General features: G+C 63.0%; 23 protein-coding genes. 12 read left to right on the plus strand and 11 right to left on the minus strand.

Annotated elements, in window-relative coordinates:
• Window positions 1-86 precede the first annotated feature (86 nt).
• Window positions 87-878, plus strand: coding sequence for a DUF2243 domain-containing protein (locus tag IC232_RS09265; protein WP_210335290.1), 792 nt, complete (start codon window positions 87-89; stop codon window positions 876-878).
• Between the two features lie 15 nt (window positions 879-893).
• On the opposite strand, the gene IC232_RS09270 is transcribed toward IC232_RS09265, so the two are convergent.
• The gene (locus IC232_RS09270) at window positions 894-1268 is read right to left on the minus strand and encodes a hypothetical protein (RefSeq protein ID WP_190844631.1); all 375 of its coding nucleotides are present in this window, start codon (window positions 1266-1268) and stop codon (window positions 894-896) included.
• 144 nt (window positions 1269-1412) lie between these two features.
• On the opposite strand from IC232_RS09270, the gene IC232_RS09275 reads away from it, so the two are divergent.
• Together IC232_RS09275 and IC232_RS09280 are read left to right on the plus strand one after the other, a co-directional pair.
• Complete coding sequence (locus IC232_RS09275; RefSeq protein ID WP_190844632.1) at window positions 1413-3461, plus strand: prolyl oligopeptidase family serine peptidase; 2049 nt, start codon at window positions 1413-1415, stop codon at window positions 3459-3461.
• A gap of 317 nt (window positions 3462-3778) precedes the next feature.
• On the plus strand, window positions 3779-6208 hold the full coding sequence (locus IC232_RS09280) for a helicase-related protein (RefSeq protein WP_190844633.1): 2430 nt from the start codon (window positions 3779-3781) through the stop codon (window positions 6206-6208).
• Here the strand turns inward: IC232_RS09280 and IC232_RS09285 are convergent.
• On the minus strand, window positions 6205-7374 hold the full coding sequence (locus IC232_RS09285; RefSeq protein ID WP_190844634.1) for a M20 aminoacylase family protein: 1170 nt from the start codon (window positions 7372-7374) through the stop codon (window positions 6205-6207). The genes IC232_RS09280 and IC232_RS09285 overlap by 4 nt on opposite strands.
• Before the next feature lie 99 nt (window positions 7375-7473).
• On the opposite strand from IC232_RS09285, the gene IC232_RS09290 reads away from it, so the two are divergent.
• The 6 genes from IC232_RS09290 (at window position 7474) to IC232_RS09315 (ending at window position 13403) form a co-directional block, all read left to right on the plus strand.
• The gene (locus tag IC232_RS09290; protein ID WP_190844635.1) at window positions 7474-8163 is read left to right on the plus strand and encodes a phosphoribosyltransferase; all 690 of its coding nucleotides are present in this window, start codon (window positions 7474-7476) and stop codon (window positions 8161-8163) included.
• Window positions 8164-8316: 153 nt separating this feature from the next.
• Window positions 8317-9357, plus strand: a complete 1041-nt coding sequence (locus tag IC232_RS09295; protein ID WP_190844636.1) for a PotD/PotF family extracellular solute-binding protein — start codon at window positions 8317-8319, stop codon at window positions 9355-9357.
• A 10-nt stretch (window positions 9358-9367) separates the two neighbouring features.
• Entirely contained in the window at window positions 9368-10216 is an 849-nt protein-coding gene (locus tag IC232_RS09300; RefSeq protein WP_190844637.1) for an ABC transporter permease, read from the plus strand.
• Window positions 10213-11004, plus strand: a complete 792-nt coding sequence (locus IC232_RS09305) for an ABC transporter permease (RefSeq protein WP_190844638.1) — start codon at window positions 10213-10215, stop codon at window positions 11002-11004. The genes IC232_RS09300 and IC232_RS09305 overlap by 4 nt, the downstream gene beginning before the upstream one ends.
• A 6-nt stretch (window positions 11005-11010) precedes the next feature.
• Complete coding sequence (locus IC232_RS09310; protein ID WP_190844639.1) at window positions 11011-12078, plus strand: ABC transporter ATP-binding protein; 1068 nt, start codon at window positions 11011-11013, stop codon at window positions 12076-12078.
• Window positions 12078-13403, plus strand: a complete 1326-nt coding sequence (locus IC232_RS09315) for an amidohydrolase family protein (protein ID WP_190844640.1) — start codon at window positions 12078-12080, stop codon at window positions 13401-13403. The genes IC232_RS09310 and IC232_RS09315 overlap by 1 nt, the downstream gene beginning before the upstream one ends.
• Window positions 13404-13406: 3 nt before the next feature.
• Here IC232_RS09315 and IC232_RS09320 read toward each other — a convergent pair whose 3' ends face one another.
• The gene (locus IC232_RS09320; RefSeq protein WP_190844641.1) at window positions 13407-15281 is read right to left on the minus strand and encodes an adenine deaminase; all 1875 of its coding nucleotides are present in this window, start codon (window positions 15279-15281) and stop codon (window positions 13407-13409) included.
• 80 nt (window positions 15282-15361) lie between these two features.
• On the opposite strand from IC232_RS09320, the gene IC232_RS09325 reads away from it, so the two are divergent.
• Window positions 15362-16306, plus strand: coding sequence for a nucleoside hydrolase (locus IC232_RS09325; protein ID WP_190844642.1), 945 nt, complete (start codon window positions 15362-15364; stop codon window positions 16304-16306).
• An 11-nt stretch (window positions 16307-16317) separates the two neighbouring features.
• A complete protein-coding gene (locus IC232_RS09330) occupies window positions 16318-16842 on the plus strand; it encodes an ankyrin repeat domain-containing protein (protein WP_190844643.1) in 525 nt (174 codons plus the stop codon).
• Window positions 16843-16861: 19 nt separating this feature from the next.
• Here the strand turns inward: IC232_RS09330 and IC232_RS09335 are convergent, their stop codons facing one another.
• The 7 genes from IC232_RS09335 to IC232_RS09365 form a co-directional block, all read right to left on the minus strand.
• Window positions 16862-17710 carry an SAM-dependent methyltransferase gene (locus IC232_RS09335; protein ID WP_190844644.1) on the minus strand — a complete coding sequence of 283 codons (849 nt, stop codon included), beginning with the start codon at window positions 17708-17710 and terminating at the stop codon, window positions 16862-16864.
• Window positions 17707-18861 (minus strand): NAD(P)/FAD-dependent oxidoreductase, encoded by a 1155-nt coding sequence (locus tag IC232_RS09340; protein ID WP_190844645.1) that lies wholly within the window; start codon window positions 18859-18861, stop codon window positions 17707-17709. Before IC232_RS09340 ends, IC232_RS09335 begins: the two co-directional genes overlap by 4 nt.
• A complete protein-coding gene (locus IC232_RS09345; protein WP_210335291.1) occupies window positions 18858-19571 on the minus strand; it encodes a methyltransferase domain-containing protein in 714 nt (237 codons plus the stop codon). Before IC232_RS09345 ends, IC232_RS09340 begins: the two co-directional genes overlap by 4 nt.
• 7 nt (window positions 19572-19578) lie before the next feature.
• Window positions 19579-20661 (minus strand): type III polyketide synthase, encoded by a 1083-nt coding sequence (locus IC232_RS09350; protein WP_312895132.1) that lies wholly within the window; start codon window positions 20659-20661, stop codon window positions 19579-19581.
• 129 nt (window positions 20662-20790) lie between these two features.
• The gene (locus IC232_RS09355; RefSeq protein ID WP_190844647.1) at window positions 20791-21711 is read right to left on the minus strand and encodes a DMT family transporter; all 921 of its coding nucleotides are present in this window, start codon (window positions 21709-21711) and stop codon (window positions 20791-20793) included.
• A gap of 96 nt (window positions 21712-21807) precedes the next feature.
• On the minus strand, window positions 21808-22119 hold the full coding sequence (locus IC232_RS09360) for a hypothetical protein (protein WP_190844648.1): 312 nt from the start codon (window positions 22117-22119) through the stop codon (window positions 21808-21810).
• 36 nt (window positions 22120-22155) lie between these two features.
• Window positions 22156-22392 carry a hypothetical protein gene (locus IC232_RS09365; protein ID WP_190844649.1) on the minus strand — a complete coding sequence of 79 codons (237 nt, stop codon included), beginning with the start codon at window positions 22390-22392 and terminating at the stop codon, window positions 22156-22158.
• A gap of 38 nt (window positions 22393-22430) precedes the next feature.
• On the opposite strand from IC232_RS09365, the gene purT reads away from it, so the two are divergent.
• A complete protein-coding gene (gene purT, locus IC232_RS09370) occupies window positions 22431-23603 on the plus strand; it encodes a formate-dependent phosphoribosylglycinamide formyltransferase (protein WP_190844650.1) in 1173 nt (390 codons plus the stop codon).
• 9 nt (window positions 23604-23612) lie between these two features.
• Here the strand turns inward: purT and IC232_RS09375 are convergent, their stop codons facing one another.
• Window positions 23613-25136, minus strand: coding sequence for a peptide ligase PGM1-related protein (locus IC232_RS09375; RefSeq protein ID WP_190844651.1), 1524 nt, complete (start codon window positions 25134-25136; stop codon window positions 23613-23615).
• Window positions 25137-25265: the final 129 nt, after the last annotated feature.

Consider the following 25265-nt stretch of genomic DNA (forward strand, 5'->3'; position numbering starts at 1 on the left):
AACCCGACATATCAAACGCAAACGTAAACATGGATTAACCTTTGAAACCTGGATCGGCACCGAAGGTTGAGAGACTGGAACGGCTCTTGAACCCAGGTCGCATCGTGGCAATCACCGCATCCCGACGTTATCATCCATGGCCGGGCTACGTGCTCGGCTTTGCCCTCGGCGGCTTCTTCGATGGAATTCTGCTCCACCAGATCCTGCAATGGCATCATCTCCTGAGTGCCATCAATGGCGACGACATCCGGTTTCAGGTCGCTGTCGACGGGTATTTCCATGCCCTCATGTACGTTATCGCAGCCGTAGGGCTTTGGATGCTGTGGGCCTCCCGGCGCAACGCCGTTGGGATTTCTGGTCGTCTGCTGTTCGCCGGAATTCTGATCGGCTTCGGTGCCTGGCACATGGTCGATGCCGCTCTCTCGCATTGGCTGCTCGGGATCCACCGTATCCGGATGGACAGCAGCAGCCCGCTCTTCTGGGATCTTCTCTGGCTAGGTCTCTTCGGCCTCGTACCGGTGATCCTGGGGTGGATCATGGGCGGGCCAAGGGACGATGAAGCTGCCACTGGCCGCTCCTCCGCTGCAACCCGCGCATTGGTGACCGTTCTGGTTTTGAGCGGAGGAGCTTTCGGTATCTGGCCCCTGAAGAGCAGCGAGTTCACCACGGTGCTGTTCGCCCCAGGCACCGGACAGGACCGCGTCGTCAGATCGCTCGCAGCAGTCGATGCGCAACTGGTCTGGACAGATAGCAGCGGCGAGCTTGCGGTGGTCAGGCTGGCTGATGGGCGGTCAGGCTGGCGACTGTTCAAGCATGGTGCGATCCTCGTGACCGGAGCCGGACTGCCCGCAGGCTGCTTCAACAATCTGCGCACCTGACTGTTCTGCCGGGTTTCAGCGCCTGCGCAGCCGCTCGATGGCATCCTTGTGCGCAGCAGGGTCAACATCGTACTCGGCTGCGAGGCGTTCGATCTCGGCGCGCCTGTCCTCGGTGCTCAGCTTGGGGCTGAGGCTCGCGACCGCGGCCAGAAACGACGCGCCGGCGAAAACCGGGTCGCGGCGTCGGGCGGTTTGGTCCCGCTCCTTCTTCAACTCCGCCTGACGCTGCTTGTAGGTCTCCAGGGGACCGAATGCCCGCAGGGCCCGATTGCGCAGGGCAGGCGCCGGAAGCTCGTGTTCCTGGGCGATGTCCTGCAACGCGCCTTCCGGATCCTCTCCTGCGAGCAGCGCTTCCGCGAGTTCTTCCAACGCCGAAACGAACGGATCCATGCTGGCCCCCTTCTAAGTGATTTGACCTTCAACGGATGGTGAACGGTTCGGTTCACGACCGGGATGTTGCCGCAGGCCTCAGTTGACCAATAATCCTGTTGTCGATTGTCTTCCGCCCCTCAAGCCCATCTGGGCGAAATCCACATGAAGGTCGAACAGATGCAGGAACGTACCGATCCCTATCTCTGGCTGGAAGATGTGGAGGGTCAGGAAGCTCTGACCTGGGTGCGAACCCATAATGAGGCGACCAAGGCGGCCCTGTGCGATCAGGCTTTCGAGGCCGACAAGAAGACGATCTACGAGATCTCGACCCGTCCGGACAACATCCCGTTCATCACCCGGCGGCGGGGTCAGCTCTACAACTTCTGGCAGGACGCTTCCCATGTGCGCGGCCTGTGGCGACGCACCACCATGGAGGATTACCGGCAGCCCGAGCCAACCTGGGAGACCGTTCTCGACATCGACGCGCTTGCGGGCCTGGAGGGGGAGGATTGGGTCTGGAAAGGCTGCGGCACGCTTCAGCCGGAACAACGCTACGGCTTGGTAAGCCTGTCCCGGGGCGGCGCCGACGCCGTGGTGATCCGCGAGTTCGATCTCGTCGAGAAACGATTTGTCGAGAACGGCTTTGCCCTCCAGGAGGCCAAGGGCGGAACAGCTTGGCTCGATGCGGATACGCTCCTCGTCTCGACCACCCTCGGGGCAAACGCCGCCACTGCTTCCGGCTATCCGCGGACCGTGCGCCTGTGGCGCCGCGGCTCGGATTTCATGCAGGCGCCTGTGCTCTTCGAGGGCGAGGGCAGCGACATCTACATCTCGGCCTCGGTGGATCGCGAGCCCGGGTTCGAGCGCACCTTTTACCGACGGCAGATCACCTTCGAGGAGGGGCTCAGCTACCTCGCAAGGGAGAATGGCGAGCCCCTGCTGATCGACCTGCCGCTCGACGCCCGCTTCGGTGTGGAGAAGGACTGGCTCGTCGTGAAGCTGAAAAGCGATTGGCCCCTGCCGGAGCGCACCTATCCGGCCGACTCACTGCTGGCCATCAGCTTCTCGCGATTCCTTGAGGGAGACCGCCGGTTCGAGGTGCTGTTCGAGCCCGGGCCGCGGCGGGTTCTCTCCGGGTTCTGGTGGACGAAGTCCCGGCTGGTGCTCACGGTTCTCGACAATCTCGCCAGCCAGATCTGGCTCGGCACGCCAGGTTCTCCCTGGAGCCTGGAGCAATTGGAGGGGCTGCCGGATACGGCTTCCGTCCATGCCATGTCCCTGGACGCCAGCCAGTTGGAGCGAACCGACGAGCTTCTCCTGACGATCTCCAGCTTCGTCGAGCCGACGAAGCTCGCGCTGGTGACGGAGGACAAGCGGATTGAGGTGCTCAAGGAAGCGCCCGCCGCCTTCGACGCCTCCGGCCTGGAGGTGACGCGCCATGAGGCCGTCTCGGTGGATGGGGAGCGGATCCCGTATTATCAGATCGGACCGAAAGGCCAGAACGGACCACGCCCGACAGTGCTCTACGGCTATGGCGGCTTCTCTGTCTCGATGACACCGGGCTACCTCGGCGGCATCGGCAAGACGTGGCTGGAGCGGGGGAATGTCTGGGTAGTGGCCAATATCCGCGGCGGCGGCGAGTTCGGTGCAGCCTGGCACAAAGCCGGCATGCGCGAAGGCAAGCGCCTGTCCCACGACGATTTCGCCGCCATCGCCCAGGACCTCGCCATACGGGGTGTGACCACACCGAAGCAGCTGGCGGCCTATGGCGGCTCAAACGGCGGCCTCCTCGTGGGCAATATGCTCACCCGGTACCCTGAGCGCTTCGGGGCCATCTGGTGCACCGTGCCGCTCCTCGACATGCACCGCTATACGCGCCTGCTGGCCGGGCCCAGCTGGGTGGCAGAATACGGCGATCCGGGCAAGCCTGAGGATTGGGCCTACATGGCAGGCTTTTCAGCCTACCAGAACCTGGAGGAGGGCCGTGCCTATCCTCCGGTGCTGCTGGTGACATCCCGACGGGATGATCGCGTCCATCCGGGCCACGCCCGCAAAATGGCGTCCAAGCTTGAGGCCATGAAACAGCCGGTCTTCTTCTACGAGCCCGACGATGGCGGCCATGGCGCCGCCAACAAGGAGCAGGCGGCTTTTCTCTCGGCGCTGGGTTTGTCTTTCCTGCGAAGGACGTTGAACGGCACAGGACTCGCGTGAGCTGGCGCAGGCCTGTTAATCAGGGGATAAATCTTTGCGGGGGGCGTCTCCCCATAGCTAGGGGCTCCCTTGATATTGCACTCTGCCGTGATCACATAGGAACAGAGGAAAAGCGCGGCACCTCAACATCTTAACCCCGCAATCCCGCTCCGGAGGAATGTCCGGAGCAGCGGGGTCATCATCGCTTCACAGCGACACTCGAAAACATCTGCAGCCCTTTGGTGTTTACCCCGGCACGCGGCGCAAGCTGCGATGACAGGCTGTCCCATGAAAGAGGCAGGAGCCGCGTTGGCGCGTTCCGCCTTTCGGAAATCTGAATGTCCAAGAAATCGAAGAACCTTGTCAGCCTCAACCACCTGCCGGGCATCCTGCTCGCCAGCCAAGCCGAATGCGAGCGATGGATCGAGGCCGGGCTGATTCCGGTGGCGGAGCACCGGACCGTGCAGCGGCGCGGACGCAGCATAGAGGAGCCGTTGTTCGATCCGGATGTCGTCGGGCCGCTTGCCGCTCAGGTTCCGGCCTGGCGCGGGCAGGGCGACGAGAGTGGATCCGCGCAGCGTTCTCATGGTCGCCGAAAGGACAGCGACCAGTCGCCGGACGATGCAGTTCATCGGCGGCGCCAGAGCATCCTTGCGCCTGTTCGCAGGAACACCGGCATCTATGTCGCCGAGGACATCCGCCGGATCGAGAGCGGCCGCTGGAAGCCCGAGCGCGTATTCGCCGGCTATCGGGCGGTGTTCAGCCAGCCGATGCAGGTTATGCCCGACAGCGAGCCCATCGAGATCGCCATCGAGTTCGCCTTCGCCGAGCCTGTCGAAGTCGCGGCCGTGGCACTGGCACCGGCCCGCGTGGAACGCACCGAGCTTGCTGCGGCATCCGAGGCTCTCGAGGCTAGGCTGATCGAGCTGCGGGATGCCACGTTCGAGGCTTGCGAGCAGGAGCTCGCCGGCTGGCGTGACGAGCTCGAAACCTATCTCGACGCGTTTGAGGATGCCGACGAGCGGCAGGCCATTCTTGGCGGCATTCGTGCCGCTCTCGATAAGCTCGACCGGGTTCATGCGTCCGACAAGGGCGGTCCTGCCGGTGCGGCGCGCAAGCTGCGCCAGAAGCTGGACGATTACCGCTCGAAGGCGGCTGCCCGGAGGCTCCGGCACCTGCGCGAGGCGCAGATCCGAGAGGCTTCCGGCTACGAGCGCTATGCGGCGATCTTCCCGGTCGCCCGCTCCCTCAATCGCCGCTTCCTGTTCTTGGCCGGGCCGACCAACTCAGGCAAAACCTATGAGGCGCTGAAGCTCGCTCGCGAGGCGGAGACCGCCGAAATCCTTTCGCCCCTGCGCCTCCTGGCGCTCGAGCACTTCGAGCGTATGAGCGAAGAGGGCCTACCCGCCGGCATGGTAACGGGCGAGGAGCGGGTGCTGCCGGAAGGCGCGACGCATATCGCCCGAACCATTGAGACGCTCGATCTGCATCGCGTTGTTGATGTGTGCGTGATCGACGAAGTGCAGATGCTGGGAGACCCGAGCCGCGGCTGGGCCTGGACACAGGCAATGATTGGAGCCCCCGCGAAACTCGTTGTGCTGACGGGTGCGCCGGAGGCGATCCCTCTCGTCGAGCACCTGCTCGCCATGACCGGCGAACCCCTGGAGGTGAAGATCCTCAAGCGCAAGGGCAGGCTGCGCGTGGAGGGTGTGCCGGCCAATCTCAACAAGCTTATGCGAGGCGATGCCGTCGTGGCCTTCACCCGCCGCGATGTACACGACCTGCGCACGCGCCTCGTGCAGTCCGGGCGCACGGTGGCGACCGTCTATGGTGCGCTCGGTCCCGAGGTTCGCCGGGCCGAGGCCGCACGCTTCCGCAATGGCGAGGCCGAAATTCTGGTGGCAACCGATGCCATCGGCATGGGATTGAATATCGGGCCGCTTCGGCGTGTTGTTTTCTCCACCTTGCGCAAGTTCGACGGCGTCCGCGACCGCCAGCTCACCGCCATGGAGATCAAGCAGATCGCCGGCCGGGCAGGGCGCTTCGGCCACCACGACGAGGGCCTCGTGACGGCTCTACCCGATGTCGGCGGCTACGCCCAGGTGGAGAAGATCATCGGCAACGCGCTGACGGGCGATGCCGGCAAGCTGCGGGGCAAGGCCTATGTGCGCCCGAACCAGGAGACGGTGCTCTCGGCGAGCGAGGTGCTGCAGACCGACCGTCTAGGCCACGTGCTCCGGCATCTTTACGACACCCTCGTGGCCGGTCATCCGGATCTGCGCATGGCCGACATGGATGAGATGATCGAGCTGGCAACGCTTCTCGACACGGTCGATATGCCGATCCTCCACCGGTTGTCCTATTCCATGGCACCGGTCGATGGACGCGAGCAATTGGCCGTGGAACTGCTCGTCGACTGGGCTCGGCAGCATGCCCGCGACGGGCGTGTGCAGGCGCCTGATTTCGGCGTCAACACGGATCTCCTCAAGCTGGAGGCCCGGGTGAAGATCGCCACCTCCTGGCTTTGGCTCGCCCAACGCTATCCGAATGTCTTCCAGGATGTGGAGGCAGTCGTCGATCTGCGCGCCAGCCTCAACGCCAAGATCGAGGAGAAGCTTGTGTCGACTTCCGTTTCGCAGCGCCGGAAGCCCGAGGACAAGGCGCGACGGGACAGAGGCAAAGCTCCGCAGAAGCAAAGAAAGAACCGGCGGCGGCGGTCTGACGCCGATGCTGGTGAGATGGAGCAATACCGCGCCAAGAGGCGCTAGGCCGCAAGCTCCTGCTCGATGAGGGCTGCCCAGAAGGCAACGCCGGTTGGGATAGCCTCGTCGTTGAAGTCATAGGCCGTGTTGTGGTGGAGCGCTCCGTCGACGGCGGGGCCGTTCCCAAGCCACACATAGGCGCCGGGAGAAGCCTCGCTGAAGAAAGCAAAGTCATCGCCCGCGGTAGAGGGCTCGAAGTTCGTTACGACGTTTGAGCCGCAGACGGCTTGCGCTGCCCTCAAGGCTCGGGCCGTGGCATCGGCATGGTTGATCACGGGCGGGATGCGCCTGCGGAATTCATACGAAACATCGATGCCGAACATCGCGGCAGTGCCCCTGGCGAGGCGCCCGATCTCAGCTTCGAGTTGGTTGCGCACCTCGGCGGAATAGGCTCGCGCCGTGCCGCCGATCTCGACCAGATCAGGAATGACGTTCAGCGCTCGTGGATCACCGGCCTGGACTGAGCAGGCACTCACCACCGCAGGCTGCAACGGATTGACGACGCGCCCAACGATGGTCTGCAAAGCAGCAAGGAAGTGGCCGCTCGCCGTGATCGGATCCTTGCCGAGATGAGGCTTTGCCCCATGGGTGCCGATGCCCTTGAAGGTCACGAACCAGCTGTCCGATGATGCAAGCTGCGGGCCAGCGGTGACGGCCATCTCGTTCACCGCTAGTCCTGGCATGTTGTGCAGGCCATAAACCGCGTCGCAGGGAAAGAGGCGGAAGAGTCCATCCTCCACCATCTTCTTCGCGCCGCCCCGGCCTTCCTCTGCTGGCTGGAAGATGAAATGCACAGTGCCGGAAAAGTTGCGGGTGCTGGCGAGGTAACGGGCCGCTCCGAGGAGGAGCGTCGTGTGCCCGTCATGGCCGCAGGCGTGCATCTTGCCGGGAAACTTCGATTTGTATGGACGCTCCACCTGCTCGGGCATTGCCAGTGCGTCCATATCGGCACGAAGGCCGATGCTACGCGTGCCGTTGCCGACCTGCAGGGTGCCAATGACACCTGTCTTGCCGAGCCCCCGATGCACTTGAAGGCCCGCGTCTTCCAGCAGGGAGGCGACAATCCCGCTCGTCCGCTCCTCTTCGAAACCCAGTTCCGGATGGGCATGAAGATCCTGGCGGAGGCTCCGCAGGAATGGTAGGTCCGCCTGGATGAGGTCCTGAAGGAGCATCGTGGTGTCGTCCTGGATATGCGGGCTCGAATCGATCGATAACCCGGCAGAGGACAGCCCACAATCATCCTTCGCGCGTCGAAGAGACAGGAACGAGCGATGCAGCCCCACGATTTCTGGCAGGAGATCCACCCGCCATCGACCTTCGACCGGCAGGCGGCTGGGGAGCATCGCGGCTTCTATCCAGCCGAATTCGATGATGGACGTAAGCTGCGACTGCCAATCCGGGAGCTGGCGGATGGTGAGCATGCTCTGGCATCGCTCATTATCAACCAAGCCGGCTTTGCCGTGGAGGACGCGCTGTGCGCCAGCCTCGCCGAGAAGGTCCGCTCGTTCGCTCCAGAGGTGGTGGTCGGGCTTCCGACCTTAGGACTCACCCTGGCGAGCGGCACGGCCAAGAAGCTGGGGCACAGCCGCTATGTTCCCCTCGGGACCTCGCGCAAGTTCTGGTACCGGGAGGATCTTTCGGTTCCCATGACCTCGATTACCAGCCCGGACAAGCCCAAGCGGCTCTATTTCGATCCGCGCATGCTGCCCTTGCTCGAGAACAGGCGGGTTCTCCTGGTGGATGATGTGATCAGCAGTGGACGATCAATAGCCGCCGCACTGGAGCTCCTCGCCTCATGTGGAGTCAGACCTGTCGCCATCGGCGCAGCGATGCTTCAGACGGATGCTTGGCGGGAAAAGCTCGCAGCCATCGACCCGCAATGGCTAGAGCGGGTCGTCGGCGTGCTGCGGACACCGCGCCTGATGCGTACAGCTGCTGGCGGATGGACGCCTGCCTTCTGATTTGCGAGCTTTTTGAGCAGATTGGCTGTAACGTGAGCAATACCCGTGAGGGGAAGGGCTTTTCCATGGCCATGGTTGTGTTAATGCCTAGGGCACCTTGACCGGGTGACGACCTCGTCGGCAGCGAAACATTGAAACTTCGGAGATCCTGAGATGGTAAGGCGTTGGTACAAACCGCTTGTAAGCACGGCCTTTCTTCTGGCAGCTCTGTCCTCAGCGCCGGCCATGGCTCAGAATAAGACCCTGACGATCTCCTGGTGGGGCTTCAATGGCGACAAGCTGGAGGAGATCGTCCTGAAGCCGTTCCGCGCCCAATGCGGCTGTGATCTGGTCTTCGAGACCGGCAACAATGCTGACCGCCTCAACAAGATCAAGATCCGCGGCGGAAGCGGCGTTGACGTGGTCTATCTCACCGACAGCTTCTCCCAGCTCGGCATTCAGGAAGGCCTGTTCCAGCCGGTCGACCGCTCCAAGCTCCCCAACCTCAACGGCATCTACGAACTAGCCCGGGCTCCTCAGGGCCAGTTCGGCCCGGCCTACACCATCGGCCGCGTCGGCATCATCTACGACAGCGCCAAGGTGAGCACACCGATCACCTCCTGGAACGACCTGTGGCGGGAAGACCTGAAGCGTCGTGTGTCTCTGCCAGGCATCACCACCACAGCCGGTCCGATGACCGTTCTGGTTGCTGCCAGCAAGGCAGGCGTCGATCCCTACAAGGACGAGAAGGCGGCTTTCAAGGCAATCGAGCAGCTGAAGCCCAACGTGGTGAAGAACTACAACACCGGCTCCGAGTTGGTGAACCTCTTCTCGACCGGCGAGATTTCCGTCGCCATGGCGCAGGATTTCACCCTGGCTCAGATCCAGGCGGCCGTGCCGACGGTCCGCTGGGCAGAGCTGAAGGAGGGGGACTATGCGACCCTCAACACGGTGAACATCGCCAAGGGCGCGGCGAACCCCGAACTTGCCCACCAGTTCATCAATTTCATCCTCGACCCCAAGATTCAGCAGATTCTGGCCGAGCGCGGAGTGGACGCTCCCGTTGCAACCGCCGTGCAGCTGAAGCCGGAAGAGGCAGCCCGCTGGACCTATGGGCAGAAGATGATCTCGTCCCTCAAGCGCCTTGATTACGAAAAGCTCAATGCGGCGAAGAACGACTGGATCGATGCCTGGAGCGAGGTCTTCGGGAAGTAATCCAGCGATCATGACCTCAAGACGTTTCTGGCGCCGCAACGGCGCAACCGGGTGGGCGCTCTCCGCGCCCGCCACGCTCGCCATCATTGGCTTCCTGCTCATTCCCATCGGAGCCGTGATCGCCGGCACCTTCATGGATCCTCGCGGGGTCTTTGCCCCCTACATTTCCTATTTCAATAGCGGATTCCGCACGACTGTCCTGTTCCGGACGCTCCAGATCGCAGCCATCACCACGATCATCTCGCTGATCTTCGGCTTCATGACCGCCTATGTGGTCTCCCGCGCACCGGGAAAGCTGAAGAGCCTGCTCATCGTTGCAGCCGTGTTCCCGCTTCTGACCGGTGTCGTGGTTCGCGCCTTCGCCTGGCTCATCATCCTGGGCCGTAACGGCATTCTGAACCAGACCCTGCTGGGGCTCGGCATCGTCAACGAGCCGCTTGAGATGCTCTACACGCAGGGGGCCGTCATCATCGGCATGGTCTATCTCTTCGTACCGCTGATGGTGCTCTCGCTCGTCGGTGTGCTTGAGAACATCCCCAAGGATGTGCTGCAGGCCTCCTCGTCGCTCGGAGCTTCACCGCTTGCCACCTTCTGGCAGGTGCTGCTGCCCCTCGCGGTCCCTGGCCTGATCGTGGGCGCCGTACTCGTCTTCACCGGCAGCTTCACGGCCTATGCCACGCCGCAGCTGCTCGGCGGCGAGCGCCAGACGGTACTCGCCACGCTGCTTCACCAGCGTGCCATGGTGTCCTTCGATTGGGTCGGGGCCTCGACCATTGCGGCCATCATGACGGTGATCACCATCACCATCGTCCTCGCGATGAGCAACATCGCCCGCCGTATCAATCCCATGGCCACATGATGTCCGACAGACCTCATCCCATCCTGATCGGCGTCGCGGCGCTGGTCTATCTGTTCCTCATGCTGCCGCTGGTCATCGTGGTCGGCGCGGCGCTCAGCGACACCACCTATCTCACCTTTCCGCCGCAGGGGCTGTCCCTGCGCTGGTTTGAGAATATCTTCGAGATCAGCGCTTTCCGGCGGACCATCGTGACGAGCCTGCAGATTGCCTTTATGGGGACGCTTCTCGCGCTCCTGATCGGCATCCCGGCCGCGTATGCCCTTAACCGCTTCCGGGTCGAACTCCCGAAATGGCTAGGGACATTGTTCGTGCTGCCGATCCTCGTACCGGAGATCGTCTTCGGCTTTGCGCTGCTGAAGTCGCTGACCGTCGGCACGGGAGTGCCGATCTTCGCAGCTCTTCTCATCGGACACACGCTCCTCGTCCTCCCTTACGTAGTCCGCGTGATCAGCGCGAGCCTTGCGTCCTTCGATTTCTCCATCGAGGAGGCGGCGATCAGCCTGGGGAGTGCGCCGATCAAGACCTTCTTCACCATCGTGCTGCCGAACGTGAGGGCAGGGGTGATCGCCGCCTTCATTCTCGCCTTCATCACCTCGCTCAACGACGTATCGGTGTCGCTCTTCCTGACAGGTCCGGGGATCAGCACCCTGCCGATTCAGATCCTCGCGCACGTCGAGCAATTCTTCGACCCGACGGTCGCGTCAGTCTCCGTGCTTCTGATGTTCCTCACCGTGGCCGTGATGGCTGTGGTGGAGCGAACTCTCGGTCTCACCTTTCTTGCGAAGTAGTTTTCCGTGACACAGCCCCTCGATCTCCACGCCATCTCCGCCCATTACGGAACGACCAAGGTCCTCGAGGACCTCTCACTCTCGGTGCAGGCCGGTGAACTCGTCTCGCTTCTCGGGGCCAGCGGCTGCGGCAAGACCACGACCCTGCGCCTGATTGCGGGCTTCCTCTCGCCGACCACCGGCTTGATCCAGCTTGGAGGCCGCGACCTCACGCGCCTGCCGCCCCACAAGCGGGATATCGGTCTCGTCTTCCAGAACTATGCCCTGTTTCCGCATCTCTCCGTGCTCGACAACGTTGCCTTCGGGCTCAAGCAGCGCGGCATCGGATCGACGGAGCGCCGCAAACGGGCCATGGCCATGCTGGAGCGTGTGGGCCTTGCAGCTTTGGCGGATCGTGCGCCCGGTGCGCTCTCGGGTGGGCAGAAGCAGCGCGTGGCCTTGGCGCGAGCCCTCGTAATCGAGCCGCCGCTGCTGATGTTCGACGAGCCTCTCTCGAACCTCGATGCCAAGCTCCGGGTCGATATGCGGGTGGAGATCCGCCAGCTGCAGCGGTCCAACGGCACCACCTCGGTCTATGTCACCCATGATCAGGAGGAGGCCTTCTCGATCTCCGACCGTGTCGCCATCATGAATGCCGGGCGCCTCATGCAGTTCGACCGGCCGGAAGTTCTCTATCGGCGCCCCGCCAACACCTTCGTGGCCCGCTTCGTCGGGTTCGAGAACATCATCCCGTTCAAGGTGGTGGCGCGTGATGGTGATGTAGCCACCGCCGAGACAGCCGGAATGACCCTGCGGCTGTCGCAAGCCTCCTATGGTGCTATCCCCGACAGCTTCCTGCTGGCGACCAGACCCGATGGCCTGGTGGTATCCACCGATCCCGCAGCCGAGGGCCTTCCGGCCCAGCTGGGCCTGCGGACCTATCTCGGCCGCGCCTATCAGTACCAGTGCGTGACTGAGGCTGGCCATCTCGTCGCCAATGGCAGCCTCACGACACCTCTGGAGGCCCGAGCCAGCGTAAAGCTCGTTCCGATGCCGGAGCAATGCACTATCCTTTCCGCCGACGGAGCCCAGTGATGGCATCGGTCCTCATCAGGAACGCCTGCCTGCTCCCCATCGACGAGACCATGAGCGTCATGGAAGGCGGGTGGATCCATATCGAGGGCAGCACGATCCGGGCGCTTGGCGCCGGCGAGCCGCCGCAGGTAGACGGTGCGGAGGTCATCGATGCAGAAGGCGACGTGATCATGCCCGGCATGGTCAACCCCCATGCTCATCTGGCCATGACACTGTTCCGCGGTCTCGGCGAGGACGTGGACGACAGGCTGTTCCGCTATGTGCTGCCGATGGAGCGCAAGTTCGTCACGCCCGAGATGGTGCGGGTGGGCACGCTCCTCGGTGCACTCGAATCCATCGAGGCAGGCGTCACCACCATCGCCGACATGTACTACTACGAGACGGAGGTCGGGCGGGCTCTCGATCAGGCTGGCTTGCGCGGCGTCGTGGGGCAGACGCTGGCGACCTTCGACCCGCCGGATCATAAGACGGTTGATGAGGGCTTCGCGCTGGTCGAGGAGCTCGTCTCCGAGTTTTCCGGACATGACCGGGTCATTGCCTCCATCGCGCCTCACGCACCTTACTCGACCGATATCGAGGTGATGACCCGCGTTGCCCGGTGGGCTGAAGCTCATCCCGAGGTGCCGGTGCAGCTCCATCTCGCTGAGATGGACAGCGAGATGGAATGGTGCCGCAAGAACCATGGGTTGCGGCCGGTCGCTGTCGTTGAAAAGGCGGGGCTGTTGCTCCCGGGCCTGATCGCCGCTCATTGCCTGCACATCGACCCGTTCGAAATCGAACGTTTGGCCAAAGCGGATGTGCGCGTCGCCCACAACGCCCGGTCCAACGCCAAGGCCGGGCGCGGGATTGCTCCCATTGAGGCCATGCGGGCAGCAGGCATCAAGGTGGGCATCGCCACCGACGGACCGATGAGCGGCAATACGCTGGACCTGTTCAGCCAGTTCGGGCCGGTCTCCATGTTCCAGAAGCTGCTGGGTCACAGCCGCAAGCCCATGCCGGCCGCGCAGGTGATCCGCATGGCAACGCTGGAAGGCGCGCAGGTGCTCGGCCTCGACAGCCGGATCGGCTCGCTCGAACCCGGCAAGCAGGCCGACCTCATCCGCATCGACCTGTCCGCGCCCCGGCTGCAGCCCGTCTACGACATTTACGCGACCCTCGTGTTCTCCGCGATGCCCGTGGACGTGCAGGACGTGATGGTCGGCGGCCGCTGGATCATGCGCGGCCGCAACGTTGAAAGCCTGGAGCGCAAGAAGATCCTGCGGGACGCGGGGCAGATTGCAACGGAGTTCAAGGCCGAGATGGCCCGGATCGACGCCGCCGGTTGAGCCTCACCAGACGACCGGGTGGGTCTGCCCGGTCGCCACATTGATGAAACCTTGGGGAGCGGCCTCGCAAGGCGCGACCAGGACCCAGCGCCAGGGAGCGCAGGTGAGCGTGGCAAATTGCAGCCGCTCCGGAAAACCCGGATACCAACGCGGCGAGAAAGTCGGCTCGTAGAGCCAATCGATTGCTTCGGCTTCCGCATAGAGCTTCTGCATATCGACATCGAGCTCTTCAGCCGAGCGCTGAGTCATCAGCCCACCGATTTCGTAGCGCACCTCCGCAAGAACCTTGCCGCCGCTGACGAGAACCCATCCGCCGCCGATCTCCGCGACACGATTGGCCACCATCGCCATGGCTTCATCGGACGAGCCCACGATCCAAAGATTGTGCTTGTCATGCGCGACCGTGCAGCCGACCGCCGTGTCGGGCGTCTTCGGTCCGCAGCCGAGCCAGAACATGCGGGAGATCTGTCCCTTGCCCGAGAAGCGGTCCACGATGGCAAACTTGGTGACGTTCCGAGCTGGATCGCGCTGGACCTCGCCATGCGTGACGGGAAGCTCCATGGTGATGAAGTCGTCGTGCCAGTGGAAAGGGCGAAGCAAGGCAGCCTGCATTGTGCTGCGGCCGGGTTCTGCATCAATGGCGAAATCTTTGGCTTCAATCCTGCGCTTGATGTTGACGGTCTTCGAGGCCCAATCCGGCCAGTCGATATGGGGCAGGGCGCCGAGATATTCCGTGACCTTGGAGACAGGGTGTCCATCAGCCCAGACTTCGGCGATTGAGACGGTTTCGACGTCGTCGAGCAGCACGAGATCGGCGAAGCGCCCCGGCGCGATGCTGCCGACCCAGGGTGTCAGACGCATATGGCGCGCAGGATTGATGGTCACGCACTGAACCGCGATCTCCGGCGAGAGGCCGGACTGGATGGCGAGGCGCACATTGTAGTCGGTTGCTCCCATCTTCAGCGTATCCGAGGCGCTGCGGTCATCGGTGGCAAAGGCCACCTGAGACCAGTCGGACAGGCCACGCTGGAGCAGGCCCTGGATGATCTCCGGCATGGAATGCGGCCGGATCTCGATGAAGATGCCGTGGCGCAGCTTGTCCCACACCTCCTCGGCGGTCCAACCTTCATGATCGGATGCGAGGCCCGCCGCCGCAAAGGCGTTGATGGAGTTGAGGTCTCGCAGACCGGCGCCGTGGCCTTCAACCACGCCGCGCAGCTCGAACGTAGCCTGGATCATGCCCCAGAGCCTCTTGTGTGACGGGTTCTCAGGATTCCAGACGGCAGGCCAGTCCATGACCTCGTCGAGACCCGCTACCATCAGGCTCTGCTTCAGGAATCTCGTCTGGTCGTCGTAGTCGTAATATCCGCCACCCCATTCATAGGCCGTGGGCGGCACCGCCGAGCCGGGAAGCAGGAAAATCTTCATCGGCGAGCCATGCCGGCGCGCCGTCAGCCAGAATTCCAGATTGTGCGGACCATCGACATTCGAGAATTCATGGCTTGCCTCGCATGTCCAGGTGTTGCCGCGCGGGAGGACCAGCGCTGCCTCGTGTTCCGGCGTGATGTGCGAACTCTCGATGTGCTTGTGCACCTCACCGAAACCCGGAACGGCAGCAAGTTTCGAGCGGTCCTCCCGCGCGAGCGTTGTTCCCGGAAACTTGCCAGCAGGTCCGGTCCAGGCAATGCGCCGACCGCGGATCGCGATCTCCTGATCATCTAGCCAGGTGCGGGTATGAACATCGAGCAGCCGTCCGACGCGCAGGAGCCTGTCCGCCGGCCGCTTGCCGAGGGCGACCAGTACGAGGTCCTGACGGATCTTCACCTCATCCGCGGCATTCACCAGAAGGTCGTCGGGAAGCGAAGCGGAATGGGTCACGGCGCACCTGTGGCTATGGTCAAAAGCGGTCTGCTGTCGGATAAGAAACGACACGGACCTGGAAGGTTTCTACCCCGATCATGACCCTCGCAAAACCCCGCCTGACCGTCATCGATACCGATCCCGGCATCGACGATGCCATCGGTATTCTCCTGGCGCTCGCTTCGCCCGGCTTCTCCATCGCCGGGATCACGACCGTGGCGGGCAACATCGGCATCGAAACCACGATGCGGAACGCCGGCCGCCTTCTCGCATTCGCAAATCGGGAAGATATTCCGGTATTTCGAGGGGCAGCCGCGCCTCTGTCGCGGGTCGGACCGGAGCCGCTGAACCTGCATGGCGAAGACGGCATCGGCGGTGTTGCCCTGCCTGAGCCCGCGCGTCTTCCTGAGAGCCGGCATGCGGTGGAATGGCTGGCGGATTTCCTGATGGAGCAGCCGGCAGGCATGGTCGATGTGCTCGCCCTCGGGCCGCTGACCAACCTAGCTCGTCTGATCGTGGAGCGGCCCGAGGCAGCTAGGCGCATTGGCCGGATCATCGCCATGGGTGGGGCAATCCATGAACACGGCAATGTCGGGCCGCGTTCCGAGTTCAATCTGTGGGCCGATCCCGACGCAGCGGCGGTTGCCGTTGCATCAGGACTGTCCCTTGTGCTCGTTCCTCTCGACGTTACCCGACGCGTGCGCGCCACCCGCGAGTTCGTCCAGACACTGGCAGCGGACGGAAAGCCGATGGCTGTCATGGTGGGCAGCCTCATCGAATCTTATTTCGAGGCGGCAACGAACCGGGAAAGCCGTCCGCTCCACGATCCATGCGTAATGCTGTACGCCATTGCGCCTGAACTCTTCCGCATCGAGGAGCTTCGTCTGAGTGTTGACACCGGAAGTGGGGAGATGGCTGGAGCGCTCACAATCAGCCCGGATGGAAGCCCTGTGCAGGTAGCACTCGGCGTCAACGGTTCTGAAGCGCTTGACCTTCTCGCTCAATGCCTCACCGCCGTTTCGACAAACGCATCCATCGAATAGGGGAGACCGCGATGACCGATGAGCCGCAGAAGCCATCTCCGGAACTCGACGAGGAGACCATCGCCTTCGCTCAACGTGTTTTCCAGCATGCGCGGGCAGGTCAGGTGCACGAGCTGGGCGACCTACTCGGCATGGGCCTGCCGCCAAACCTTCGCAACGAGAAGGGCGACTCGCTCCTGATGCTGGCGAGCTATCACGGGCACGCCGAGGCCGTGCGGGTTCTGCTGCAGCATGGCGCCGATCCTGAACTCTCCAACGATCGTGGGCAGACGCCCCTCGCGGGGGCCGCCTTCAAAGGCGATGTGGCATCGGTGGAGTGCCTCCTCGACGGAGGTGCCGACGTGAACGGCCGGGCCGACGGCGGCAAGACTCCGCTCATGGTGGCGGCCATGTTCAACCGGGTAGAGATCGTCGAGATGCTGCTGGCGCGGGGCGCGGATGTTCAGGCGCAAGATGCCGGCGGGCTCACGGCCGAGGCGCTGGCGAGCGCCATGGGTGCGTCAGATACGGCGGAATTGCTGGCTCGTTCAGCCTGATTTGAGAGATGTTTGAGAGCTATCCTGGTTTGTGCGCCGTCAGAACACCGTAGCGCATCGAGCCAGTCAGATAGGCCATCCAGATGCGCGGAACGCTCAGGGCGAAGACGCGGTTCTTGGCGCGAGCATTCAGCAGGTAGCGCCTGTATTGCGGATGGGTCAGGAGCTTCCTTGCAACCCGTCCCGTGCAGAGCGCCCAGGTGCGCCGGACCTTGTTGCTGAGATCTTCCACCCCCTCCACCACGAAGCCGGCTTTGCTGGCCCATGCGCGATACTCCGCTTCGCTCCCCATGCCCGGCAGACGCCCTTCACGGCAGATCGGCTCCAGCAGGTAGCGTTCCTCCCACGGGCGTGCGTCATTTCGGGCCAGCCACGCACAGACGGCGAAGCGCCCGCCGGGACGAATGGTGCGAAAAGCCTCGTCGAAGAACCGCTGCTTGTCCGGCATGTGCTCGGAACTCTCGATAGCGATCACATGATCGAAGGTCTCATTCTCGAATGTATTCTCGAGCCAATCCTGCTGGCTGAAGTGCAGCAGAGGCGACGCGGCGCTCCGGGCCTGGGCCTGCCGAAGCTGCGCGGACGAGATTGTGACGCCCGTCACGCGGACATCATAGTGACGGGCGAGCCATTCCGCCGTTGCGCCATAGCCGCAGCCGACATCGCAGATATGCTGGCCAGGATGAAGATTCAGCTTGCCGGCGAGACGGGCAAGAAGGGCTTCGACCGCTTGGTCCGGGGTTTCCTCGCCGCTGGCCCAGAGGCCGTGATGGACATGCTCGCCCCAGATCTCGCGGTAGAACGGGTCCAGCTCGTCGTAATGCTCCGCGACGGCGGCGGATGTTTGAACCTCCCGCGGCACGATCATACCAGTGCCAGGGCTCCCTGCATGGAACCCTCCCGGATTCGGGTGAAGGTCGCAACCTGCCGCATGAGAGAGGGCCATGTGCGGCAGAGGTGAAAGAGCGCCGCCTGCCCCGGCCCGAAGCGCGCAGCCTTGTTGAGCAGGAAGGCGAGCTGAACCTGTCGCTGGATGTCAGATGCCATCTTGCGATGGTACTGGCTGCTGGTGCGGCCATGTCGAAGAAATATCCTGGCCGCAAGATAACCGCTGTGAAGCGCCATCGACATGCCCTCACCGGTGAAAGAGGGGATGACTCCCATCTGATCCCCGAGACGAAAGAGTCCCTGCGGCCCGGTCGTCTCGGGCTGATGCACGAAACCATAGGGAACTTGAAAAATCGACAGGGGCTTGTCGAAGGCCGCGAGTGCGTCCTCCAGTCGATCTGCCAGGATGTGGCATTCGCCGGTGATCTGCTCGACAAGGCTGTCCCAGCTCTTGCCGGCCCGCTCGAAACGTTCCTGGGCTACGACTAGGCAGAGATTAGCAATGCCATCCTCGATCAGTTGCAGCCCCGCATAGCCGTCTTCGAACAGGATGACTTCAATCGCGCCGTCAAGGGAAGTTCGCTGCTCCGCCGACAGCCGGTAGTGCATCTTAAACCCGATGAGGTCGTTGATCGATCCTGAAGCCGGCCTTTTGATGCCCCTGACGCCATGCTTGCCGCTGGCCAGGAAGAGCGTTTCGGCTTGAATGCCGCCAAACGAACCCGCGTCGATCCAACTGGCTGTTTCTTCTGTGGTGACGGATCGCACGCTTACGCCCCGCATGATCCGAGCACCGTGCAATATGGCCTTTTGCAGAAGCGCCTCGTCCAGAACCTTGCGGGAGAGGCCACGGGCCAGGAAGGGCAACTTCGCTTCCGCCTGCATCCCGCGATGATACAGCCCAAGACGTGAAATGCGGCTCGCGCCCAGGTCGTCGAGATCGATGCCGAGACCGGCAAGATAGGTTTGAGCCTCGACACTGAGGAACTCGCCGCAGACTTTATTACGCGGTTCCCGATCGCGCTCAAGGAGAAGCGCCGAGTGTCCTTCCCTGCCCAGGACGCAGGCGGCCGAGGCGCCTGCAAGTCCTCCTCCGACAATCACGATCTTCTCTGTGCGGTGCTGGTTCATTTCAGCCTGCTGACGCAGAGGCGGAACGGAACATGCCAGCGGATTTCCGCCGCTTCGGGCGCAACACCCGCCGCATGCAGGATCTTTTTCCAATCCGCTTTCCGAAAGCTGCGGGCTATGGAGACAGGACCGTCATGCTGAACGAAGCGATGCCAGCGCGCGACGCGTGCAAGGGCGCCGAAGACGTGAAACGGCACAGGATGGCGATGAAGGTCGGCAATATACCAGCCGCGTGCCGCCACCTGTTCCATCCAGCGGATGAAGGTTGCAAGCTCCTCGTTCGACATATGATGCGTCGTCTGTGAGCTGATGACGAAATCGACGGGCCGCTCGGGCGTGTAGTCGAAGACGTTCCCGGTCCGGAAATCGATGGAGACATCGGACGGTGTCGCAGCTTTCGCAATCGGCTCGCTCATGGGATTGAGGTCGATCCCGACCAGATCGACCAGGCGGCCCTTGCGGCGGCTCCAGTCATGGACCCTGCGCAGGAGATCGCCATAGCCGTAGCCCACATCAAGAACCGTCGCACGCTCGTTCGGTGCCAGATTGCGAGTGGCGCGGTCGAGCCATGTGAGGACTGGGCCGTGGGTCAGAGTCAAGGCATTGACCGTGGCGAGGTCCTTGAGGCAGTCGCGGTAATCCTCGAAACTGACGGCTTCGGTGTCCATCAACTCCGTCTCATGGCTGCGCTCGGCGAAGCTCCGGCCCATGGCATCCTTATCCTGCGATATCGAACCGGAAGGTTTCGGCGACCAGCCCAGGCCCGAAGGCCATGCCGAAGCCCTTCGAATCCGGTGGCGCCTGCTGCATCATGCGGTCGAGCACAAACATCAGGGTGGCGGACGACATGTTGCCGAAATCCCGGAGGACACCCCGGGACCAGCGCAGGGCCTCCGGGGCAAGCTCAAGGCCTTGCTCGACCGCATCGAGAATCGTACGGCCGCCCGCATGAACGGCCCAGAGGTCGAAGTCGTCCTTGTGCTGGCCACGCAGGATGCCGCCATCGTCGTTGCGGGTCGCCTCATGCCGAAGCGCTTTTGCGATCTGCTGCGGGACCTCGCCGGACAGGCTCATCTGAAAGCCGGCATCGCCGATGCGCCACGTGATGAGATCCCCCGTGTCCGGAATGGTCGCGACGCGGAAATCCTTGAGGGCAATGCCCCGCGGCTCGGCGGACACGAGGCTCGCGGCGCATCCGTCCCCGAACAGCAGAGCCCCTAGGATCACCTCAAGGTCGGAGGTTTCCTGAAGATGAAGCGTGCAGAGTTCCAGATTGACGACCAGCACCTTCGCCGAGGGCTCCGACCGGACAATGTGGTGCGCCAGCTTCAACGCGTTGACGGCCGCCGCACAGCCCATGAACCCGACCATGGTGCGTTCAATGGAAGGATTGAGGCCGAGGCGTTCCATCAGCTGCTGATCGAGCCCCGGAGCGGTGAAGCCCGTGCAGGATGCCACAACGAGATGGGTCAGTGAGGAGAGCTCCTCGCCCAACTCGAGGGCCTCAACTGCCTTCTCGGCAAGGTCAACGGCATGGGTCTCGAAGCGGCTCATCCGGGCCGCCGTCCCGGCAAACTGCCCCGGTTGGAAGAACCCTTCCTGATCGGCTGCGATGTCCAGATTCTCACTGGGTGTTAGTGTTGAAAAGCGATGCTCGATGCCGGAGCGCTGCACCATCCGCCTGAACAGAAGCTTGTCCTTTCGCTCGGGCAAGAGGTTGTCGACAAAACCGATAAAGGTCTGATGAACATCATGCTCAGGCACAGCCGTGCCGATCCGGTTGATATAGGCGCCTGTCACGAAACCCACCCTGCCTGTCTGGCCATTGGCTGAGGACCAAGCCTTATTGGTTGCCGTTCAGGGACATAGGGCACGGGGCAGGCGAGTGAACGCGGGTGCGGCAGAAGTCGCACCTCTGTGATGACGGCTTCAGCGCGGCGTGGATGTCGCCGCCGGCGCCGGAGGTACGGTTTCGGGCAGCGGGGCTGCCTCCGGCCGGCCGCGCTTGAGCGTCTGCTCGCGGGCAAAGATGAACAGGCCGGCTGCCACCACGATGACGATGCCGAACAGGGCCAAAGCGTCAGGCCACTCGTCGAAGAAGAGGGCTCCGATCGCAAGAGCCCAGAGGATCTGGCTGTATTGGGCCGCCCCCAGGCGGTCGGCCGGCGCATACATGGTCGCTACAATGAACAGAGCCTGCGCGACGAAGGCCGTGGCGGCAAAGGCCAGGAGCAGGATCCACTGGTACCCTGTGGGCCACGCGAAGCCCGGGATCATCAGCACGCCGGCCAGGAGGGTTGTCGCCAGGAACACCGTGCTGATCAGGGTGAACCGTTTCTCCGTGTGCCCGATCATGCGGCCGGTGATAACCCCTCCGGCCGCGCACAAAGCAGCCGCGAGAGCTGCAAAATGACCAGGCAACAGTTCCTTGAAGCCGGGACGCACGATGACCAGCACACCGATGAAGGCGGCGCAGACGGCAAGACCGCGCCGCCAGCGGACGTGTTCCGTCAGGATGAAGATGGAAAGAACGGTCACCAGGCTCGGCATGAGGAACAGGAGCGCGAAGGCTTCCGCAAAGGGCAGGCTCCGGAACGCCATAACGCTGAGCGGCGTGGTGGCGGCGATCAGGAAGACCCTGAGCCCCATGAGCCAGGGCCTGTTCCAGCGCACCATGTCGAGCAAGCTGTCGCCGGTTCTCATGAAGACGGGGGAAAGGATCAGCGGGATAAGATAGCCGAAGAAGGTCACCTCGAATGGATCGAGGCCATGGCCGATCGCCTTCACGATGGCATCGCCCCAGGCGAAGACCGCGAAGGCGAGGAAGGCGAGGACGATACCTTTGACCATGTTCGGGCAATCCCGCACGCAGGAGGACAGTTAGAAAACGCAAAGGCGCCAGCCGATCAGGCCAGCGCCATCGGGCGGGAGAACAGGATAACAGGCTTATCGCGGCATGACGAGGCGAGGGCGCTTTCGTTCGACCACCACGACTTTCGGTCCCTCGTTGCGTTCCGGCATGGAGAAGGGGCCTGCCAAGCGCATGGGTCGACGGACCGGAGCCGGAACGACAGCCTTCATGACCTCGGGTCTGACCTCGTCCTCGGACATTCCCATGAGCTGCGCGGCGATCTCGATCTGGCTCTCGACATCGTCCGTCAGGCCCTGGGCAGCCGCAATCGCTTCCTCAAGGGCAGGAGGGTCAACGCGGGTCACACGGCGGTTATGAGTTTCCGAAGATTTCTTCTTGGCTAGCATCGGGCTTCTCCTGGGCAGACCCTTAACTCACGACACTCAGGTTTGCGTAATGCATGGTTGAGACGGCAGGGCTGCACTGAGCGCAAGCGAGGCTGAAATCCCCTCGATGCTCTTGAACGCCGCTGAACGGAACCGGATCCATGGCGAACCCGGGAAAATGGCCAGGAACAAAGCTTTTTCAGGAAGGGCGCTTACCGGCCGGGCGTGCAGTTTGCGTGCGCTATTGCCCTTTTCTGCCAGGGCAGACTCGACCATATCGAGCCGCTGGGGCATTCAGTGTCGTCGCGGCCCAGAACCCGAAAGGCAATCCTGTGTTCACTGCCAAAATTCTCCTCCTCGGATCCGGCGAACTCGGCAAGGAGTTCGTCATTTCGGCGAAACGGTACGGATGCCATGTGGTGGCATGCGACAGCTATGCCAATGCACCGGCCATGCAGGTCTCGGACGAAGCCGAAGTTTTCTCCATGCTGGATGCGGATGCCCTGCGGCAGGCTATCGAGAAGCATAATCCTGACTTCATCGTGCCGGAGATCGAGGCGATCCGCACCGAGGTGCTGCAGGAATTCGAGGATAAGGGCTTTACGGTCGTGCCCTCAGCCCGCGCGGCCTCGCTGACCATGAATCGGGACCGGATCCGCGAGCTTGCCGCCACCGAGCTTGGGCTGCGCACCTCGAAGTACAGATATGCGGAGAGCCTGGAAGAGGTGAGGGCGGGGGCCGAGCACACAGGCCTGCCCTGCGTTATCAAGCCGGTCATGTCCTCCTCAGGCAAAGGTCAGAGCACCGTGCGGACGGCCGATCAGCTGGAGCAGGCCTGGAACGATGCCGTGGCCAACATGCGGGGCGACCGCAAGAAGGTGATCGTCGAAGAGTTCGTTGCGATCGAGTACGAGATCACCCTGCTGACGATCCGCTCCCGCGAGGGCGTGTCCTTCTGCGAGCCAATCGGGCACCGGCAGGAGCGGGGGGATTATCAGGAATCCTGGCAGCCGACGCCGATGACCGACAAGCTGCTCGCCGATGCCCAGGAGATGGCCCGCAAGGTTGTCGATAACCTCGGGGGTTACGGGATCTTCGGTGTCGAGTTTTTCGTCACCCGCGACGAGGTGATCTTCTCGGAACTCTCACCCCGCCCGCATGACACCGGCCTCGTCACCCTTCTGTCCCAGAACCTCTCCGAATTCGATCTCCATGCCCGCGCCGTCCTGGGGCTGCCGGTCCCGCCGGTTCGCCTCAACGGCCCCACCGCATCGGCCGTGATCCTGGCGGACCGGGAGGCGGAACGTTTCTCGATTCAGGGGCTGCGGGAAGCGCTGGCGCTCGCTTCCGAGGATGCTGACGTGGAAGTCCGCCTGTTCGGCAAACCGACGACCCGCAAGCATCGTCGCATGGGCGTTGCTCTGGCCTCCGTGAACACCGTGGAGGAGGCCCGCGAGCGGGCACGTCAGGCGGCGGCTCGGGTGCAGATCACCTACGAAAGCTGAGACCGTGGGTCAGACCGTTGTGCTCTCCCGGTCGAGCACCGCGGTCGTGCGGCGGTAGAGCGCATTGGCCTCATCGTGGGAGGGAGCGATGCACAGAACGCCGAGCTTGCCGAATTCCGAGAGGGCGCCGATCAGGTGGAAGACGACGCCCTTCTGGCAGGCTCCATCGAAGTGCAGCCTGTTGATGGCCGCGATATCGATCAGGTCGCCAGGGGTGAGACCGCGATAGAGCGGCGATTCAAGATTGTCTGAGGCGTAGTAGCAACGGGGGTGACCGGCCGGGGTGAGGAAGTTGCCGGTGGCCGGGTCGTAGCAGCCGTCCGTGAGGAACTCGAGCATCATGAACGGATGCGTCGTGCCCCCGCGCCTCAGGTTGATCTCGATGGCATAATGGCGCCATTCGTTGCCTTCCAGAACCGACAGGAAATCGATGGCGAAGCGCCCGCAGACGCCTTGCTCGGCAAGCGTCCGGGCTGCCTTCAAGCCATCCTCCTGAATCTCGAGGCGGTAGTGCTCGTCGGCCGGGAAGGTGCAGCCGAGGAAGACTTGTCCGCTGTCACCTCCGAGAACCTGATCGTGTGTCGAGACAGGCTCGAGCTGCCCGAGCGGGTCGATGCGGAACTGAGCCGAAGGGGATCGCTTGACCTCACCTTCGATGAACTCCTCCACAATGCCGCCCATGACGGAGAGCTTTTCCTCGAACAGCTCCCAGGTCATATCCTTGGCCTCGAAAGCGAGGTGTGGAAGGCGGCTGCGGATCCAGTTCCGCAGATCAGCGCCTTCCGGTGCTCCCTCATAGGCGAAGATGGCATTGCCTTCGCCCGAAAACCCTTCATTGAGCTTCACCACCGCTCGCCTGATGGTAGGCCGACGGTGCTTGAGCTCCAACAGCGCATCGACGATCTGATCCGGCGTGAAGAGGTCCTCAAACCCCTCGGGCATCGCGATGCCGGCGTCACGGAAGATCTTCCTTGAGCCGCTCTTGGAGCCGAGCGAGAGCAGGTCGGGGTCGCAGCCATAGATCGGCAGGTCGAGGCTGAGGGCAAGGTCGCGCTCCAACTCCGTCACGTTGAAGCAGATCATGTAGGCGGCGGCCGGATCGGCGATGGCGTCCCGGATCCGCTGCTGCAGGCGAGGGCGCTCGATGATCTTTTCGGTCAGGGAGGTGCGCGAACCGTCGTGACAGGAGAGAAGGGTCAGGCGTTTCCTGGCATGCTGCGCCGGGATGCCCGGCAGCAAATGCAAGTAATAGTCGATGATCGGCTCCGGTACCGGGTGGCTTGTCAGATAGATGATCTGCGTCCGGGGCAGCCGCAGGAGCATCAGATAGCAGAGCATCCGCTCTTCGTAGTGGTGAACGCCCGAGATGTTGGCGAGAACCTCCCGATCCATGGTCAGGCTCGGAACAATGATGACCGTGCGGGGAGCATCCTGATCCGAGAAGCCGCGGAACATGGGGGCCAGGCGCGCCTGCAACTGGGCGAACTGCCCTGTCTCAGGGAAAGGCGCTGATGTGCCTGCTCCATTCGTCATCAACCCTGAACCCTCTTGCATGCAGGCAATGAACCTCGGCTCAGCAGCGGAACGCTTGTGGCCAAGGTTTTGTTGCGCCGCGGTCGCGGGGTTGGCTAGGTGCCGGTCGTAGCGTAAGCGCCACGAAGA

The sequence above is a fragment of the Microvirga sp. genome, assembly GCF_014699075.1.
GTDB lineage: Bacteria > Pseudomonadota > Alphaproteobacteria > Rhizobiales > Beijerinckiaceae > Microvirga.